General features: G+C 68.0%; 12 protein-coding genes. 7 read left to right on the forward strand and 5 right to left on the reverse strand.

Going from position 1 to position 15,576, the window contains the following annotated elements:
- Positions 1 to 103 precede the first annotated feature (103 nt).
- The 3 genes from FHP25_RS18655 to FHP25_RS18665 all read left to right on the forward strand — a co-directional run bounded on the left by FHP25_RS18655 (position 104) and on the right by FHP25_RS18665 (position 3,180).
- Positions 104 to 1,153: a TRAP transporter substrate-binding protein gene (locus FHP25_RS18655; protein WP_147848464.1), complete on the forward strand. Its 1,050-nt coding sequence runs from the start codon at positions 104 to 106 to the stop codon at positions 1,151 to 1,153.
- Positions 1,154 to 1,309: 156 nt separating this feature from the next.
- The gene (locus FHP25_RS18660; RefSeq protein ID WP_147848465.1) at positions 1,310 to 1,894 is read left to right on the forward strand and encodes a TRAP transporter small permease subunit; all 585 of its coding nucleotides are present in this window, start codon (positions 1,310 to 1,312) and stop codon (positions 1,892 to 1,894) included.
- Entirely contained in the window at positions 1,894 to 3,180 is a 1,287-nt protein-coding gene (locus FHP25_RS18665; RefSeq protein WP_147848550.1) for a TRAP transporter large permease, read from the forward strand. Before FHP25_RS18660 ends, FHP25_RS18665 begins: the two co-directional genes overlap by 1 nt.
- 3 nt (positions 3,181 to 3,183) lie before the next feature.
- On the opposite strand, the gene FHP25_RS18670 is transcribed toward FHP25_RS18665, so the two are convergent.
- A complete protein-coding gene (locus tag FHP25_RS18670; RefSeq protein ID WP_147848466.1) occupies positions 3,184 to 5,271 on the reverse strand; it encodes a hydantoinase/oxoprolinase family protein in 2,088 nt (695 codons plus the stop codon).
- A 6-nt stretch (positions 5,272 to 5,277) separates the two neighbouring features.
- Positions 5,278 to 7,074: a hydantoinase B/oxoprolinase family protein gene (locus tag FHP25_RS18675; protein ID WP_178133619.1), complete on the reverse strand. Its 1,797-nt coding sequence runs from the start codon at positions 7,072 to 7,074 to the stop codon at positions 5,278 to 5,280.
- A 156-nt stretch (positions 7,075 to 7,230) separates the two neighbouring features.
- On the opposite strand from FHP25_RS18675, the gene FHP25_RS18680 reads away from it, so the two are divergent.
- Together FHP25_RS18680 and FHP25_RS18685 are read left to right on the forward strand one after the other, a co-directional pair.
- Positions 7,231 to 8,259, forward strand: coding sequence for an aldo/keto reductase (locus tag FHP25_RS18680; protein ID WP_147848468.1), 1,029 nt, complete (start codon positions 7,231 to 7,233; stop codon positions 8,257 to 8,259).
- Positions 8,260 to 8,383: 124 nt separating this feature from the next.
- Entirely contained in the window at positions 8,384 to 8,998 is a 615-nt protein-coding gene (locus FHP25_RS18685; protein ID WP_147848469.1) for a hypothetical protein, read from the forward strand.
- Positions 8,999 to 9,003: 5 nt separating this feature from the next.
- On the opposite strand, the gene FHP25_RS18690 is transcribed toward FHP25_RS18685, so the two are convergent.
- Both FHP25_RS18690 and FHP25_RS18695 read right to left on the reverse strand, forming a co-directional pair.
- Entirely contained in the window at positions 9,004 to 12,093 is a 3,090-nt protein-coding gene (locus FHP25_RS18690; RefSeq protein WP_147848470.1) for an efflux RND transporter permease subunit, read from the reverse strand.
- 3 nt (positions 12,094 to 12,096) lie between these two features.
- On the reverse strand, positions 12,097 to 13,158 hold the full coding sequence (locus tag FHP25_RS18695) for an efflux RND transporter periplasmic adaptor subunit (RefSeq protein ID WP_147848471.1): 1,062 nt from the start codon (positions 13,156 to 13,158) through the stop codon (positions 12,097 to 12,099).
- Positions 13,159 to 13,273: 115 nt separating this feature from the next.
- Between FHP25_RS18695 and FHP25_RS18700 the strand changes: the two genes are divergently transcribed.
- Both FHP25_RS18700 and FHP25_RS18705 read left to right on the forward strand, forming a co-directional pair.
- Positions 13,274 to 13,909, forward strand: a complete 636-nt coding sequence (locus FHP25_RS18700; RefSeq protein ID WP_178133620.1) for a TetR/AcrR family transcriptional regulator — start codon at positions 13,274 to 13,276, stop codon at positions 13,907 to 13,909.
- Between the two features lie 13 nt (positions 13,910 to 13,922).
- A complete protein-coding gene (locus tag FHP25_RS18705) occupies positions 13,923 to 14,621 on the forward strand; it encodes a hypothetical protein (RefSeq protein WP_147848473.1) in 699 nt (232 codons plus the stop codon).
- A 46-nt stretch (positions 14,622 to 14,667) separates the two neighbouring features.
- On the opposite strand, the gene FHP25_RS18710 is transcribed toward FHP25_RS18705, so the two are convergent.
- Positions 14,668 to 15,450: an HpcH/HpaI aldolase family protein gene (locus FHP25_RS18710; RefSeq protein WP_147848474.1), complete on the reverse strand. Its 783-nt coding sequence runs from the start codon at positions 15,448 to 15,450 to the stop codon at positions 14,668 to 14,670.
- Positions 15,451 to 15,576 lie beyond the last annotated feature (126 nt).

The following is a 15,576-nucleotide window of genomic DNA, read 5'->3' on the forward strand; positions in this document are numbered from 1 at the left end:
CACCTTCGCGAGCGCAGCGGGTTGGCACGCATATTGCGGCATCCCTATTGACTAAGCCGGCCGGAGGATATCGAGTCCACAGACCTGTTGGGGGAGGCCAGCCATGCTGCGATGGTTCACATCTGGCATTGCGCTCGCGACGGTGATGACCGTCGGCGCCAATGCGCAGGACCTGCCGAAGACCCAGTTCAAGGTTGTCGGCCTCAACGGCCCGACCGTCGCCTCGATCGTCGACGAGGTGCCGTTCTGGCGCGAGACGGTGCCCAAGGCATCGAACGGCGCCATCACCGCCGACATCACGCCGCTCGACCAGGCCGGCATCGACGACAAGACCATGCTGCGGCTGCTCAAGCTGGGCGTCATGGACTTTGCCGGCATGGACATCTCCAAGATGGCGGGCGACGACCCGCGCTTCGAGGGCTGCGATCTCGCCGGCCTGACCCTGGATGCCGACAAGGCACGTGCCGCCTGCAATGCCTGGCGCGAGGTCATCGACCGGCAGATGCAGAAGAACTGGAACGCCAAGCTGCTGGCGTTCGGCGGCAACCCGCCCCAGGTGTTCTGGTGCCGCAACGTGCTGAGCGGGCTGGACGACCTGAAGGGCAAGAAGATCCGCGTGTTCAACAACACCATGCGCGACTTCCTGGGCGGCGTCGGCGCCACCGCGGTCAGCATGGCGTTCGCCGAGGTGGTGCCGGCGCTCAACAACGGCGTCGTCGATTGCGGCGTCACCGGCAGCCTGTCGGGCAATACGGCCGGCTGGCCCGAGGTCACCAAGTCGCTCTACCCGATGTCGCTAGGCTGGAGCATCAACGTGCTCGCGGTGAACCTCGGCACCTGGAAGCGGATCGATCCCAAGGTGCAGGCCTTCCTGCAGGAGCAGGTCAAGGCCTACGAAGACAAGATGTGGGCGACACTGAAGAAGGCTGCCGAGGAAGCCGACAACTGCAACACCAACAAGCAGCCCTGCACCATGGGCAAGCTGGCCAGCATCACGATCGTGCCGGTGAAGCCGTCGGAGGCCGAGACCCACAAGAAGCTGGTCGAGGGCGCGGTGCTCGCCAACTGGGCCAAGCGCTGCGGCAAGGAATGCGTGGCGGAGTGGAACGACACCGTCGGCAAGCTGCTCGGCCTGAAGGCGCCGATGCCGTGATGTGCACCGTCTGCCTTTCTGAACACAAAGGACCGCCGGGAGCGCGCCACTCCAGTGGCGCACCGGCGCGTAGCGCCGGATGATGATGGACGCCAAAACAAGAGCCGGCCCTTCGGGCCGGTACGCCACTGGAGTGGCGCGCTCCCGGCAAGAGACATGACCTGGCTCCGCCGCTTCACCCAGATCGGGCTGTGGTTCGGCGGCGCGCTGGTGCTGCTGGCGGCGGTCCTGATCGGTATCGACGTCATCCTGCGCAAATTCTTCGCGGCTTCGATCGGCGGTGCCGACGAGCTGGCCGGCTATGCCCTGGCCATCGGCACAGCCTGGTCCCTGGGCGCCGCCCTGGTCGACCGGGCCCATATCCGCATCGACTCGCTTTATGTGCGTTTCCCGATGCGGTTGCGCCTGGTGCTGGACGTCGTGGGCGTGCTGGCGTTGTTGGGCTTCTTCGGCCTGGTCGCCTGGCATGGATGGGGTGTGGTCGAACAATCCTGGGTCTCCGGCTCGCGCAGCCAGTCGGCGCTCGAGACGCCGACGGTGATCCCGCAGTTGATCTGGATCCTGGGCCTGATCAGCTTCGTCATCGTGGGAATCGTCCTGCTGGGGCATGCCCTGGCGCTGGCTGCCCGCAGTGAGCTCAACGGCATGGCGCGGCTGATCAGCACGCGCTCGGCGGAAGAGGAGGTCGAGGACGAGATCCGCGATCTCAAGCAGCGCCAGTCGAGCGAGCGCAGCACATGATGATCTGGGCGGCGCTGGTGATCCTGATCGTCGTGCTGGCGGTGGCGGTGCCGGTCGCGGCAGGATTGGGCATCCTCGGCCTGGGCCTGTCCGAGCTGTTCTCCAAGCTGCCGCTGTCGCTGGCGATGGGCGAGATGGCGTGGGGCACGTCCAACAACTTCCTGCTGGTCGCGATCCCGTTCTTCGTGCTGCTGGGCGAGATCCTGCTGCGCTCGGGCATGGCCGAACGCATGTACAACGCGCTGGTGCTGTGGATGCCGTGGCTACCCGGCGGCCTCATGCACTCCAACATCGCCGCCTGCGCCATGTTCGCGGCCACCTCCGGCTCCAGCGTCGCAACCGCGGCCACGATCGGCACCGTGGCGATGGACGAGATCGAGAAGCACGGCTACTCCGAACGCCTGTTCCTGGGCACGATCGCCGCCGGCGGGACGCTGGGCATCCTGATCCCGCCCTCGATCAACATGATCGTCTATGGCGTGCTCACCGACACGTCGATCCCCAAGCTCTACCTGGCCGGCATCATCCCCGGCCTGCTGCTGGCCGGCCTGTTCAGCCTGACCGTGCTGATCTTCTGCCTGGCCCGCCCGGCCCTGGGCGGCCGGCGTGTGGCGACCAGCTGGGACGCGCGCATCCGCGCCCTGCCCGACCTGCTGCCGCCGCTGGTGATCTTCCTGGCGGTGATCGGCTCGATCTATGCCGGCTGGGCGACCGCCACGGAGTCCGCCGCGCTGGGCGTGATCGCGGCGCTGGGCGTCGCCGCCTGGCGCGGCCGCCTCACCCCGCGCATGCTGCTGCAAGCCTTCGAAGGCACCATGCGCACCACGGCGATGATCATGGCCATCCTGATCGCCGCCTATTTCCTGAACTTCGTCATCACCTCGATCGGACTCACCGGCCAGATCAACAGGTACATCACGTCGCTGGGCCTGACCCCGGTCGAGTTGCTAGTCGTCGTGGTGATCTTCTACTTCATCCTGGGCATGTTCATGGAAACGCTGTCGATGATGGTGGCGACCGTGCCGATCATCGCGCCGATCATGTTCAAAGCCGGCTATGACCCGATCTGGTTCGGCATCCTGGTGGTGATCCTGATGGAGCTGGCCATGATCACGCCGCCCGTCGGCATCAACCTCTACGTCGTGCAGGGCCTGCGCCAGCGCGGCAAGATCGACGACGTGATCATCGGCTCGGCACCGTTCGTCGTCACCATGCTGGTGATGATCGCGATCCTGTCGCTCTGGCCCGGGATCGCCCTCTGGCTGGCACGAGCGGTGTCGAACTGAGCGCTACCCCAGCTCGATCACGATGTTGCCGCCGGCATCGAGGCTGGCCCTGGCGCCGGGCGGAACGACGCAGGTGGCGTCGTACTCCTCGACGATCAGCGGCCCGGCCTGCGCCGCCGCGAGATCCGACCGCCGCAGGACGGGTGTCTGCATCCAGCCATGCGCCGGCCCGAAATAGGCGCGGCGCGGCGGCGGCGGCACCGGCTCCGCACGGCTTGATCGCACGCGCTGCGGCACGCCACCGCCTTCGCGCAGCCCCAGGCCCACGACCTGGATCGATACGAGCTCGACCGGCTCCTCGGGACCGGCCCGGTGGCCATAGGTCTTCTCGTGCTCCTGGCCGAACGCCTCTTCCAGATGCGCCACCATCGCTGCGTCGATCGGCCCGTCGGGCACCGCCACCGTCAGCTCGTAGCTCTGTCCGTGATAGTGCAGCGCCGCGGCGCGCCGCAGGCGCATCCTGGCGCCGGTGAAGCCTTCGGCCGCGAGCTGCGCCGTGGCCTGTGACGCAAGCGCGTCCCAGGCACGCTGGATCTCGTCGAGGTCGCTCTTGCGCAAGAGGCGGCGAAACGTCCGCGCGTAGTGGTGCTCGACATCGGCGTAGAGCAGCCCGAACGACGAGAACAGCCCGGCCGACGGCGGCACGACGACGCGGCTCATGCCCAGCGCCGATGCCATGCCGCAGGCGAACACCGGACCGTTGCCGCCGAAGGCGAACAGCGCGAAGTCGCGGGGATCGCGGCCACGCTCGGTCGACACCGCCTTGATGGCGCGGATCATGTTCGACGCCGCGATCAGATGCGCGCCATGGGCCGCCTGATCGAGCGGCAGGCCCAGCGGCGTCGCCACCTTCTTGACGAAGGCCTGCTCGGCCTTGGCGGCGTTGAGCCTGACCGCGCCGCCGACCAGGTGCGCCGGGTTGAGATAGCCCAGCAGCAGGTTGGCGTCGGTGACGGTCGGGATCTCGCCGCCCTTGTCGTAGCAGACCGGCCCCGGTGCGGCGCCGGCGCTTTCCGGCCCGATCTGCAGCGAGCCGGCGGGATCGATCCAGACCAGCGAGCCGCCGCCGGCACCGACTTCCGCCAGGTCGATCGCGGGCACCTTGAGCGTGTAGCCGGCGCCGGTCAGCAGGCGCGAGCCGATCATGATGCCGGCGCCGACGGAGTACTCGGCCGCCCGTGTCACGGTGCCGTCCTCGACCATGGCCGCCTTCGCGGTCGTGCCGCCCATGTCGAAGGTGATGATCTTGGGCAGCTGCTTGGCCCGCGCCAGCGCCTGGGCGCCGATCACGCCGCCGGCCGGGCCGGATTCGATGATGTTCATCGGCCGTTCGGCCGCGGCCTGGTCGGTGGTGAGGCCGCCGTTGGACTGCATCAGCAGCAGGCGTGCCGGGATGCCGGCGGCATCGAGGCCCTGGCGCAGCGCCCGCAGATAGCGCGCGACGATGGGCATGACATAGGCATTCACCACCGTGGTCGAGGTCCGCTCGTATTCCTTGATTTCGGGCAGCACCTCGCAGGACACGCTGAGCGGCAGGCCGGGCGCCTTGCGCTCGACGATGGTCTTGATGGCGAGCTCGTGCGCAGGATTGGTGAAGGAATGCAGCAGGCAGATCGCGATCGCCTCGACCTTCTGCGCCAGCAGCGCATCGACGGCACGTTCGGCGTCCGCCGGATCGAGCGCACGGTCGACTTTGCCGAACGCATCGACGCGCTCGTCGACCACCTGCCGCAGGTAGCGCTCGACCAGCGGCGGCGGCTTGCTCCAGGCCAGGTCGTACAGCCGCGGCATCCGCAAGGTGCGGATCTCCAGCACGTCGCGGAAGCCCTTGGTGGTGATCAGCCCGACGCGCGCGCCCTTGTGCTCCAGGATGGCGTTGGAGGCGACCGTGGTGCCGTGCCGCAGCTCGGCGATCGCGGCGCCGTCCAACCCGGTCTCGCGGAAGACCTCGGCGAGGCCGTCGACAATCGCCTGGGCGTAGTTGCCGACGCTGGAGGAGATCTTCTTGGTGTGGATCGTGCCGTCATCACCCAGCAGGACGATGTCGGTGAAGGTGCCGCCGATATCGACGCCGACGCGGTACTGCACCATGTCCGGCTACTCCGCCGCGCGCGCCAGCGGCTGCGGGTCGTGCCACTGCACCTTGGGCACCGCTTGCCAGCCACGGGCGCGGCGCATCGCCTCGCGCCGCCGGGTTGTGGCCGCCACATCGATCGTCCAGCGCGCGGTGTCGATCACCACGCCATAGTCGGCCAGCGCCTTGGCCGGCGACAGCAGCTCGTTGCGCACGTCCTTGAGCACGGCGGCTGGGTCGCGCTCCAGCGGATCGCCCCAGCCACCGGCTCCGGCCAGAACGTGGCGGAACACGTCGCCGCGCCTGATGGTCATGGTGAGCTTGCTGGGCAGGACACGGTTCTCGCCATCAGGGTTGAGATAGTTTTCCGAGGGCATGCCGGGATTGCCGCCATACAGGCCGAACGGCCGGTGGTCGCGCCGGTCGGAGCGGACCTGCAGCATGCCCTCGGCTTCGAGGAAGCGGTAGTCGCGGCGGAACGGCACGCCGCCGCGATATCTGCCGGCCCCGGCCTTGTCGGCGACGAACTCGTAGGCCGTGATCTGGATCGGCTGCTCGACCTCGGTCACCTCGATCGAATGCGAGGCCATGTTGGCCATCATGTGCGAGTTGCCGTCCAGCCCGTCCTCCCACGGGCGCGCACCCCAGGCGCCGCACGTGAAGTCGACATAGATGAAGGGCGAGCGGTCGGCGTGGTAGCCGCCGATCGAGATGCCGGTGTTGCCGCCGTCGCCTGCCGCCTTGACCTTGTCGGGCAGCATCATGGCCAGCACGCCGAACATGCAGTCGGTCATGCGAAAGCCGGTGAGCCCGCGCGCCGCGCAGGCCGCCGGCAAAACGCCGTTGCCCACGGTGCCGGGCGGGCAGATCACCTCGATGGCGCGGAACACGCCCTCGTTGTTGGGGATGCCCGGCGGCAGCACCGAGCGCACGCCGGTGTAGGACGCCGCCTTGGTGAACGAGAGCGTGTTGTTGATGGCGCCCTTCACCTGGGGATGGGTGCCGGTCCAGTCGACCACCATGTGGCCGCCTGTCTTGCGGATGGTGACGAACAGGCGGATCGGCACGCCGTAGTCGACACCGTCGTCGTCGATCCAGTCCTCGAAGCTCCATTCGCCATCCGGCAGCTTCTCCAGCGCCGCCCGCGTCAGGCGCTCGGCGTAGTCGATCGTCTCGCGCATGAAGGACCTGGTCTGGGATGCACCGTATTTCCCCACCAGGTCGGCGAACTGCGTCTCGGCGATGTGACAGGCGGCGAGCTGCGCCCGTAGGTCGCCGAACACCCGCACTGGCAGGCGCACGTTCTTCTCGATGAAGCTCATCAGGGTCTTGTTGACCTTGCCGGCCTCGTAGAACTTCATCGGCGCGATGCGCAGGCCCTCGGCGTAGATCTCGGTCGAGTCCGAGGCGTTGGAGCCGGCGACCCGGCCACCGACATCGGTATGGTGGCAGACCGTGCAGGCGAAAGCCAGGCGCTCGCCCTCATGGTACAGCGGCTTGAAGACGAAGATATCCGGCAGGTGCATGCCGCCGTCGAACGGGTCGTTCATGATGAACACGTCGCCCGGCGCCATGTCGTCGCGGAAATGCCGCATGATGGCTTCCATCGCCGTCGGCACGCTGCCGAGATGCCCGGGCAGGGTCAGGCCCTGCGCCACCAGCTTGCCTTCGGCGTCGGCGAAGCCGGTGGAGAAATCCATGTTGTCCTTCAGCACGCCGGAATAGGTCGTGCGCACGACGGTGAGCGCCATCTCGTCGGCGATCGAGAAGATCGCGTTCTTGAACAGCTCGAAGGCGATCGGATCGGGCGTAGTTGCCACTGGAGAAGCCTCCCGCGATATCCGGCACAGTCTGAGGGGATTCGGTGACCCCGGGCAAGGCGCTGAATGCAACCCCGATGCCACCTGCATGAAGGGCTCCGGAATGGCGTATGCTTCCAGCGGCCCGCATCACCATGACCATCCGATGGAGGTCGCATGACTACACTCCCGCGCCGCCGGATCGGCCGCACGGCCCTGGACGTCACCGAGCTGGGCCTCGGCGGCGCCCCGATCGGCGGCTTCCGTGTCACGATTCCCGATGCCGACGCCGTCGCGCTGGTGAATGCGGCCTATGACGCCGGTGTCAACTTCTTCGACACATCGCCCTTCTACGGCTATGGCCGCAGCGAGCTGCGGATGGGCGCGGCGCTGCGCGAGAAGCCGCGCGCCAGCTACGTGCTGTCGACCAAGATCGGCCGCGTCATGCGCACGCTGCGGCCCGGCGAGACCGTCGCGGACCTGCGGCCCAACTGCCTGCCCGGCTTCGCGCCGACCTTCGACTATACCTATGACGGTGTCATGCGCTCGCTGGAGCAGTCGCATCTGCGCATGGGCATCTCCCGCATCGATGTGGCGCTGGTGCACGACGTCGATTTCTGGACCACCCAGGATCGCGCCGTCCTCGAGGAACGGTTCCGCACCGTCATGGACAGCGGCTTCAGGGCGCTCGACGAGCTGCGCCGCGCCGGCGTGATCGGCGCGATCGGCATCGGCCTGAACGAGTCCGACACCAGCCTGCGCTTCCTGCAGGCTGGAGACTTCGACTGCGTCCTGCTCGCCGGACGCTACACGCTGCTGGAGCAGGGGGCGCTGGCAGCCTTCATGCCGGCCTGCGTGCAGCGCGGCGCTTCCGTGATCCTGGGCGGACCGTTCAACTCGGGCATCCTGGCCGGCGGCGCGAAGCCGGGAGCCACCTACGACTATGCCGCCGCCCCGCCCGCCATCGCCGAGCGGGCGCAGCGGATCGAGGCGGTCTGCGCCCGCCATCGCGTGCCGCTCGCGGCCGCGGCGCTGCAGTTCCCGCTGGCCCATCCCGCGGTGTGCTCGGTGATCCCCGGCGCGCTGAGCATCGCCGAGGTCCAGCAGAATACCAGGCACATGCAGCAGCCGATCCCGCCCGACCTGTGGGCCGAGCTGGTGCGCGAGGGGCTGCTCGACCCGGCCGCGCCCGTGCCGGCGGGCTGACCGCCTCAAAGCCGGCGCCCCGACTGACCCCTGCCTGACGCGCCAAGCCAAGAATCAGTCGCATTGTGATTTTAACGTCGTGCCGTCCGAAGAGACGAAAGCAGACGCCGCACAGGAGAGGATCATGACTATCCAGCCCCGCCGATGGATGACCGTCACCTTGAGCCTGGCTCTGGTCGCAGCCCCGATCAGCCTTGCCTCGCCGCTGACGCTCGATGGCAAGGCGGCATTCGCCCGTGGTGGCGGTGGCGGAGGCGGAGGAAATGGTGGTGGCGGTGGAAACGGTGTGGGAAACGGCAATGGCGCAGGGAACGGGAACGGCAATGCAGTGGGCAACGCGACCGGCAACGGCGGCGGGCACAGCGCGGCTGTCGCGACCACGAACGGCACGGACAGCGGCCGTGGCGCGGCCCCGGCGAGCGGCGCTGGCCGGAGCGCGGCGCCGGCCAGCAACGGTCGATTGGCAAGCGCGCTGGGCGCCTTGAATGCTGCGCACGCGTCGGCTCAGGCGCGCAGCGTCGCCGCGCCGAACTCCCGCGTCGGCATGATCGCCGCCTACGACAAGGCCATGGCGCAGGCCCTGGCGATGCCGCTGTCGACACGCGATGCCGCGATCGTCAGCGCACGCCGCCAATTGGCCGCAGCCTCGAACAAGGTGCTGACGGCCCCTGTTGTGGCACGGGTCGATTCGTTGCTGGGGCTACCGCCGACGGACCCCAATCTGGGCGTCACCCGCTGACCACATCATTCCGCCGGCAGCCGCTGCTCGCCGGAATGCGGGTGATCGCGCGTCTCAGCCGACCGTCCTGCTGAGCGGTCACGCGCCAGCAGGGTGTAGACCGTGGGCACGACAAAGAGGGTTAGCACCGTCCCCAGGACGAGGCCACCGACGATCACGAGCCCGATCTGGTTGCGGCTTTCGGCGCCGGCGCCGCCCGCCGTCACCAGCGGCACCGCGCCCAGGACCATGGCCGCCGTGGTCATGAGGATGGGCCGCAGCCTCAGGGTCGCGGCCTCGATCACCGCGTCCAGGCGCGAGCGGCCCTGATCCTGGAGCTGGTTGGCGAACTCCACGATCAGGATGCCGTTCTTGGTGATGAGCCCGACCAGCGTGACCAGGCCGACCTGGCTGTAGATGTTCATCGTGCCGCCGCCGAGCTTCAGCGCCAGCAGCGCGCCCGTCATCGACAGCGGCACCGTCAGCATGATGATGAGCGGATCGATGAAGCTTTCGAACTGCGCCGCCAGCACGAGATAGATGAACAGCAGCGCCAGGACGAACGTGAAGTAGATGTCCCCAGATGCCTGCTTGTACTCGCGGGATTGCCCGATGTAGTCGATCTGCACCGAGGCCGGCAGCACGCCGCGCGCCGCCCGCTCGAGGGCCGCCAGGGCCTCGCCCTGAGAGTAGCCGGGCGCGATATTGGCGGTGATGTCGGCGGCACGCAGCTGGTTCATGCGGCCCAGCTCGCGCGGCGCAACCGATTCGCGCACATCGACCAGGTTGGAGAGCTGGATCATCTGGCCCTGGCGGCTGCGCACGTAGATCCGCGAAAGATCGTCCGGATTGGTCCGGTCGATATCGGCGATCTGGACGATGACGTCGTACTGCTTGCCGTTCTGCTTGAAGCGCGTGACCTGGCGGCCGCCCAGCATGGTCTCCAGGGTGCGCCCGATGGTCTCGACCTCGGCGCCGACGTCGCTCGCCTTGTCGCGATTGACCGCCACCTTGATCTCGGGCTTGTTGAGCTTCAGCCGGGTCTCGAGGTTGGCCAGCGACGGCTCCTTCTCGGCGGCCAGCATCACCGCCTCGACCATGCGGTTGAGCCCGGCGTAGTCGCCCGAAGACTGGATGGCGATCCAGACCGGCTTGGAGCTCGCGTTCTGCCCCAGCGAGGGCGGGTTGGAGGCGAAGGCCATCACGCCCGGCAATTCGGCCATCTGCGGGCCAAGAAGGTTGACGATCTCCTGCTGCTTGCGGCTGCGCTCGCCCCACGGCGTCAGCCGTGTGAAGGTGATGCCCTGCGATATGATCGGCGTGCCCGATACCGCGAAATAGCCCTGCGCCTCGGGGATGCCATGGAGAATGCCTTCGATGCGATGGGCGTACTTCTCCATGAACTTGAGCGTGGCGCCTTCGGGCCCGATGAAGATCGCGATGATGGTGCCACGGTCCTCGACCGGCGACAGCTCCGGCTTGATCGTGCGGAAGACGAAATAGCTGCTGCCGGCCACCGCCAGTCCCAGGAGGATGACCACGAGCCGCACGTGCAATGCGGCGCCGAGCGCCGACCGGTAGCCCCGGACCAGGCGCTCGAGCGCGTTCTCCACGAGATTATAGGCCCAGCCATGCCGGGCATCGTGGCGCAGCAGGCGCCCGCACATCATCGGGCTGAGCGTCAGGGCCACGAAGCCCGAGATCAGCACGGCGCCGGCCAGCGACCAGGCGAACTCGGTGAACAGCCGGCCGGTCGTTCCGGACATGAAGCCGATCGGGGCGTAGACCGCCGCCAGGGTCAGCGTCATGGCGATGACGGCGAAGCCGATCTCCTTGCTGCCCTTGAAGGCGGCCGCCATGGGCGACATGCCCTCTTCGACATGGCGATAGATGTTCTCCAGCACGACGATCGCGTCATCGACGACGAGCCCGATCGCCAGCACCATGGCAAGCAGGGTGAGCGTGTTCACCGAGAAGCCGAGCGCGTACATGATCGCGAACGCGCCCAGCAGGGAGGCTGGAATCGTCACGACCGGGATGAGCGTGGCGCGCACGTTGCGCAGGAAGAAGAAGACCACGATCACGACCAGCACGACGGCTTCCCCGATCGTGCGATAGACGGAATCGATCGACGCCTGGATGAAGACCGAGGTGTCGTGGGCAACCTCGACCTTCATGCCGGCCGGCAGGCTGGCCTCGATGCGCGGCAGCTCGGCGCGCACATTGCGGGAGATATCGAGCGGATTGGCCACTGCCTGTTTGACGATCCCGAGCGCGACCGCGGGCTTCTGGTTGAAGCGCACGCTGACGCGCTCGTCGGCCGCGCCCAGCTCGGCACGGCCGACGTCGCGCAGGCGGACGGGATAGCCCGACACCTCCCGGATGATGATCGCCCCGAACTGCTCCGGCACCCGCAGGTCGGTCTCCGCCAGGACCGTGAATTCCGTTTCATTGCTCTCGATGCGCCCGGCCGGCACCTCGACATTCTGCCGCCGCAGGGCGTTCTCGACATCCTGCGGCGTCAGGTTGTAGGCCGCCAGGCGCGCCGCATCGAGCCAGATGCGCATGGCGTAGCGCCGCTCGCCGAAGATCCGCGCCTCGGCCACGCCGTCGATCGACTGCAGGCGGTCCTTGACGTAGCGATCGGCAAAATCCGTGATCTCCAGCGGCGTATGCCGGCTGGAAGAGAAGGCGAGGTAGAGGATGGGCTGCGCGTCGGCCTCCACCTTCGAGATCACCGGCTCGTCGATCTCGTCGGGCAGGCGCCCGCGCACCCGGCCGACGCGGTCGCGCACGTCGTTGGCGGAGGCGTCCGGATCGCGCGACAGCGTGAAGCGCACCGCGATCTGGCTCTCCTCCTGCCGCGTCGTCGAGCGCATGTAGTCGATGCCCTCGATGCCGGCGATGGACTCCTCGAGCACGCGCGTGACCTGGCTCTCCATCACCTCCGCGCTCGCGCCGCGATACACGGTCTTCACGAGCACGACGGGCGGGTCGATGTTGGGGTATTCGCGGACCGTGAGGCGGTTGAAGGAGACCAGGCCGACCAGGACGACGACCAGGCTCAGCACCGTCGCGAAGACCGGCCGCCGGATGCAGATGTCGGACAGGACCATGGGCTACGGCGCCTTTGACGCGGCACGACGCACCGCAACGCCGTCACGCAGCTTCATCGCGCCTTCGGTGACGATCATGGCATCGGCCGTCAGGCCGTCGACGATCTCGACCTTGCCGCCGCGGCGCTGGCCAAGCCGGACCTTGGTCAGGACGGCGTTGTCGTCGACCACCCGGTACACGAACTTCTCGTCGCCGACGGGCACGAGCGCGGTCTCGGGAATCATGATCGCATCGTCGCGCTCGTCGATGAGCAGGGTCACGCGCGCGAACATGCCGGAGCGCAGGTGGCCCTTGCTGTTGGAAATGCGCGCGCGCAGGATCACCGCGCGGCCATTGGGGTCATGCGCCGGGTCGATCGCGTAGACCTTGCCGTCGAAGGCCGAGTCCGGAATGGCATCGAGCACGACCTTGATGGATTGGCCCGTCGCCAGCCGCAGCGCGTGGATCTCCGGCACGCGGAAATCGACCTTCAGCGTGTCGATGTTCTCGATGTTGACGAGGTCCTGCCCGGGATTGACGTAGTCGCCCACGCTCACCCGGCGAAGCCCCAGCACGCCGTCGAACGGCGCGACCAGCGTCGTCTTGTCCAGTGTGGCCTGCGCCAGGGCAAGCGCTGCCTCGTCGGCGCGCAGCTTGGCGAGCGCCTCCTCGTAGGCCCGCTGGGTGCCGACGCCCTTGCGCACCAGGTCAGCGGCGCGCTCGTGGTTGGCGCGGCTCAGGATGAGGCTCGCCGTGGCCTGGTCCACCTGCGCCTGGGCAATGGCGGCATCCAACCGCACAAGCGGGTCGCCCTTGCGCGCCTTCTGACCTTCGTCGAACAGGATCTGGGTGATGCGCCCGGCGATCTCCGGGCGGATCATTACCGCTTCATTGGAGCGCAGGCTGCCGACGGCCTGCAGTTCCCGCTGCACGGTGCCACGCCCCACCGGCGTGATCTCGACCGCAACCGGGGCCGGCCCGGCATTGGCCGACGGCGCCGGCTTCCCCGCCTGCCCCGGCGGCATCAGGGACAACCAGACATACCCGGCGACAGCCAGGCCACCAATGAGGCCTATCGCGGTCAACCAGCTTGGCTTCACCTTGCACCCTCGCACGCACCGGCTATAGTTGGGAAAACGATACTGTATAGTTTAGAAAATGACCGACAACAAGCGGCGGCCAGGGAACCAATCTCCTCGTTTGAAGAATGGTGTCCTCGATGATCGGCCCGGCCGTGGCCGGCCGCTGAGCCGCGCCAAGCACGCGCGCATGCTGGGCGCCGCGACACAGATCTTTCTCGAGCGTGGCTACGATGCCGCCAGCATGGACATGGTGGCCCTCCATGCTGGCGTTTCCAAGGCGACCATCTACTCGCACTTCACCAGCAAGGACGCCCTGTTCGGCGCCATCATCGACGCGCTGGTGAAGGGCATGGTGATCGATATCGGGCGTCTGGCCGTCGACCAGGCGCCGCCCGAGCAGGTGCTCACGCAGGTCGGCAGGGCCTACCTAGACCTCGCGCTGGCGGCGCGGTCGCTGGCGCTGCACCGCCTGGTGGTCGTCGAAGCGGCCAGGACCACGGGGTTGGGAAAGCTGATCTACCGTACGGGGCCGGCGCGCCTTGCCGATGCCCTGGCCACGTATCTCGAACGGCAGCCAGCCCTGATGGTTGCCGATGTCCGGCTGGCGGCCGAGCAGTTCCTCGGCATGGTGCTCGGCCACGCCCAGCTCCGCCTGCTACTCAAGGCGGCACCGCCCCAGCACGCGCGCGCCGATATCGACCGCCTGGTGGCGCAAGCGGTCGCCACCTTCCTGCGCGGGGCGTTTGCAGCGTGAGCAGCAGATACCGATGCAGGACAAACTGCGCAGCGCCGCTGATCGCTACCTGACCACCCGAGCCAAGATGCAGTCGCAATGTCGCCCTACGATCCGATGCATCCGATGGAGCTCCTGCTGCATCAGCGTTGCCCTGGGACTGGCCCTTGTCGCGGCACCCGTTGGCTTCAACTCATTGCTGACGCTGGACGGCAAGGCAGCTGTTGCACGCGGCGGCGGAGGAGGAGGTGGTGGAGGCGGTTCAGGGAATGGAAACGGGAATGGCGCGGGGAGCGGCAACGGAGTCGGCAACGGCAATGCCCTGGGCAACGCCGATGGCAGCGGCGCCGGGCATGGGGCTGCCGTCGCGACGGCGAACGGAGCGGGCAACGGCCGTGGCGCCGTTGCCCACAGTCCCGGTGGTCGGGGGCCCGTGTCGGCCAGCAACGCTCAGCTGGCCAGCGCGCTGGGTGCGTTGAACGCCGCGCATGCGTCAGCCCAGGCGCGCAGCGTTGCCGCGCCGAACTCGCGGGTCGGCACAATCGCGGCCTATGACAAGGCCATGCTGTCGGCGCTTTCCATGCCGCTGTCGAGCCGCGATCCCGCGATCGCCGGCGCTCGCAGGCAGCTGGCCGCCGCGTCGAACAAGACGCTGACGCCCGCCGTCGTGGCGCGCGTCGATTCACTGCTGGGACTGCCGCCGACGGACCCCAATCTGGGAGTCACACGCTGATGTCAGCGGACGGGCGCCGTTCGGCGCCCGTTGCGCCTGCAACGCGCTACGGCGCCGCCACGTCGCCGGCGGCCTTGCGCGTGGCCTGCACCGCCTCGCGGGCGGCCTTGGCCATCAGGCCGCTGTCGTTGGCGATGGTTACGAACTGGAAGCCCATGGCGATCATGCGCGCGGCGTAGGCCGGGGTGCCGTTGTGCAGGCCGGCGAACTGGCCGCGCTTCCTGGTCTCGTGCACCAGCTTTTCGTAGATCGCCAGCACCTGCGGCTCGTCACGATCGAGCATCGGCTTGAGGCCGAGCGACAGGCCAAGATCGCTGGGGCCGACATAGACGCCGTTGACGCCGGGCACGTCGAGGATGGCCTCGAGGTTGTCGATCGCCTCCTGGGTCTCGATCATCGGGATCACCAGCACCTCGTCGTTGGCGGTCGCCTGGTAGGGCGTCGCCTCGCCGTAGGCACCGGCGCGGATCGGGCCGTTGCTGCGTTTGCCCTTGGGCGGGTAGAGGCTGTAGGAGACCAGCGCCTTGGCCTCGGCCGCGGTGTTGATCATCGGGCAGATCACGCCCCAGGCGCCGCCGTCGAGCACGCGGCCGACGATGCCCGGCTCGTTCCAGGGCACGCGCACCAGCGGCGTCACCGGATGGCGGTCCATGGCCTGGAAGCAATGCACCATCGACTGGTAGTCCTGCACGCCGTGCTGCATGTCGACCGTGACGCTGTCCCAGCCGCACTGGGCCATGGTCTCGGCCGAGAAGCCGTTGGGGATCGCCAGCCAGCCGTTGACACACGCTTTGCCCGCCTTCAGCCGCTGCTTCAGCTTGTTCGCCATGTCGCGTTTCCTTTCTCGCCACTCGCACTCGCCGCTCGAAATCTGCCCCGGCCCGCGCCGGCATGCCACCGGCGATTGATGGACTGGCGTCCGATCTCCTATGCGCACCCTGCCTTGCTGCGCCGG

The organism is Vineibacter terrae, assembly GCF_008039615.1.
Taxonomy (GTDB): Bacteria; Pseudomonadota; Alphaproteobacteria; order Reyranellales; family Reyranellaceae; genus Vineibacter; species Vineibacter terrae.

What these genes read in the sequence shown, in the direction of transcription:
- FHP25_RS18655 (WP_147848464.1), top strand. Translation starts at nt 104, where the DNA reads ATGCTGCGATGGTTCACATCTGGCATTGCGCTCGCGACGGTGATGACC.
- FHP25_RS18705 (WP_147848473.1), top strand. Translation starts at nt 13,923, where the DNA reads ATGCAGGACAAACTGCGCAGCGCCGCTGATCGCTACCTGACCACCCGA.
- FHP25_RS18710 (WP_147848474.1), bottom strand. Translation starts at nt 15,450, where the DNA reads ATGGCGAACAAGCTGAAGCAGCGGCTGAAGGCGGGCAAAGCGTGTGTC.
- FHP25_RS18690 (WP_147848470.1), bottom strand. Translation starts at nt 12,093, where the DNA reads ATGGTCCTGTCCGACATCTGCATCCGGCGGCCGGTCTTCGCGACGGTG.
- FHP25_RS18665 (WP_147848550.1), top strand. Translation starts at nt 1,894, where the DNA reads ATGATCTGGGCGGCGCTGGTGATCCTGATCGTCGTGCTGGCGGTGGCG.
- FHP25_RS18685 (WP_147848469.1), top strand. Translation starts at nt 8,384, where the DNA reads ATGACTATCCAGCCCCGCCGATGGATGACCGTCACCTTGAGCCTGGCT.
- FHP25_RS18680 (WP_147848468.1), top strand. Translation starts at nt 7,231, where the DNA reads ATGACTACACTCCCGCGCCGCCGGATCGGCCGCACGGCCCTGGACGTC.
- FHP25_RS18670 (WP_147848466.1), bottom strand. Translation starts at nt 5,271, where the DNA reads ATGGTGCAGTACCGCGTCGGCGTCGATATCGGCGGCACCTTCACCGAC.
- FHP25_RS18660 (WP_147848465.1), top strand. Translation starts at nt 1,310, where the DNA reads ATGACCTGGCTCCGCCGCTTCACCCAGATCGGGCTGTGGTTCGGCGGC.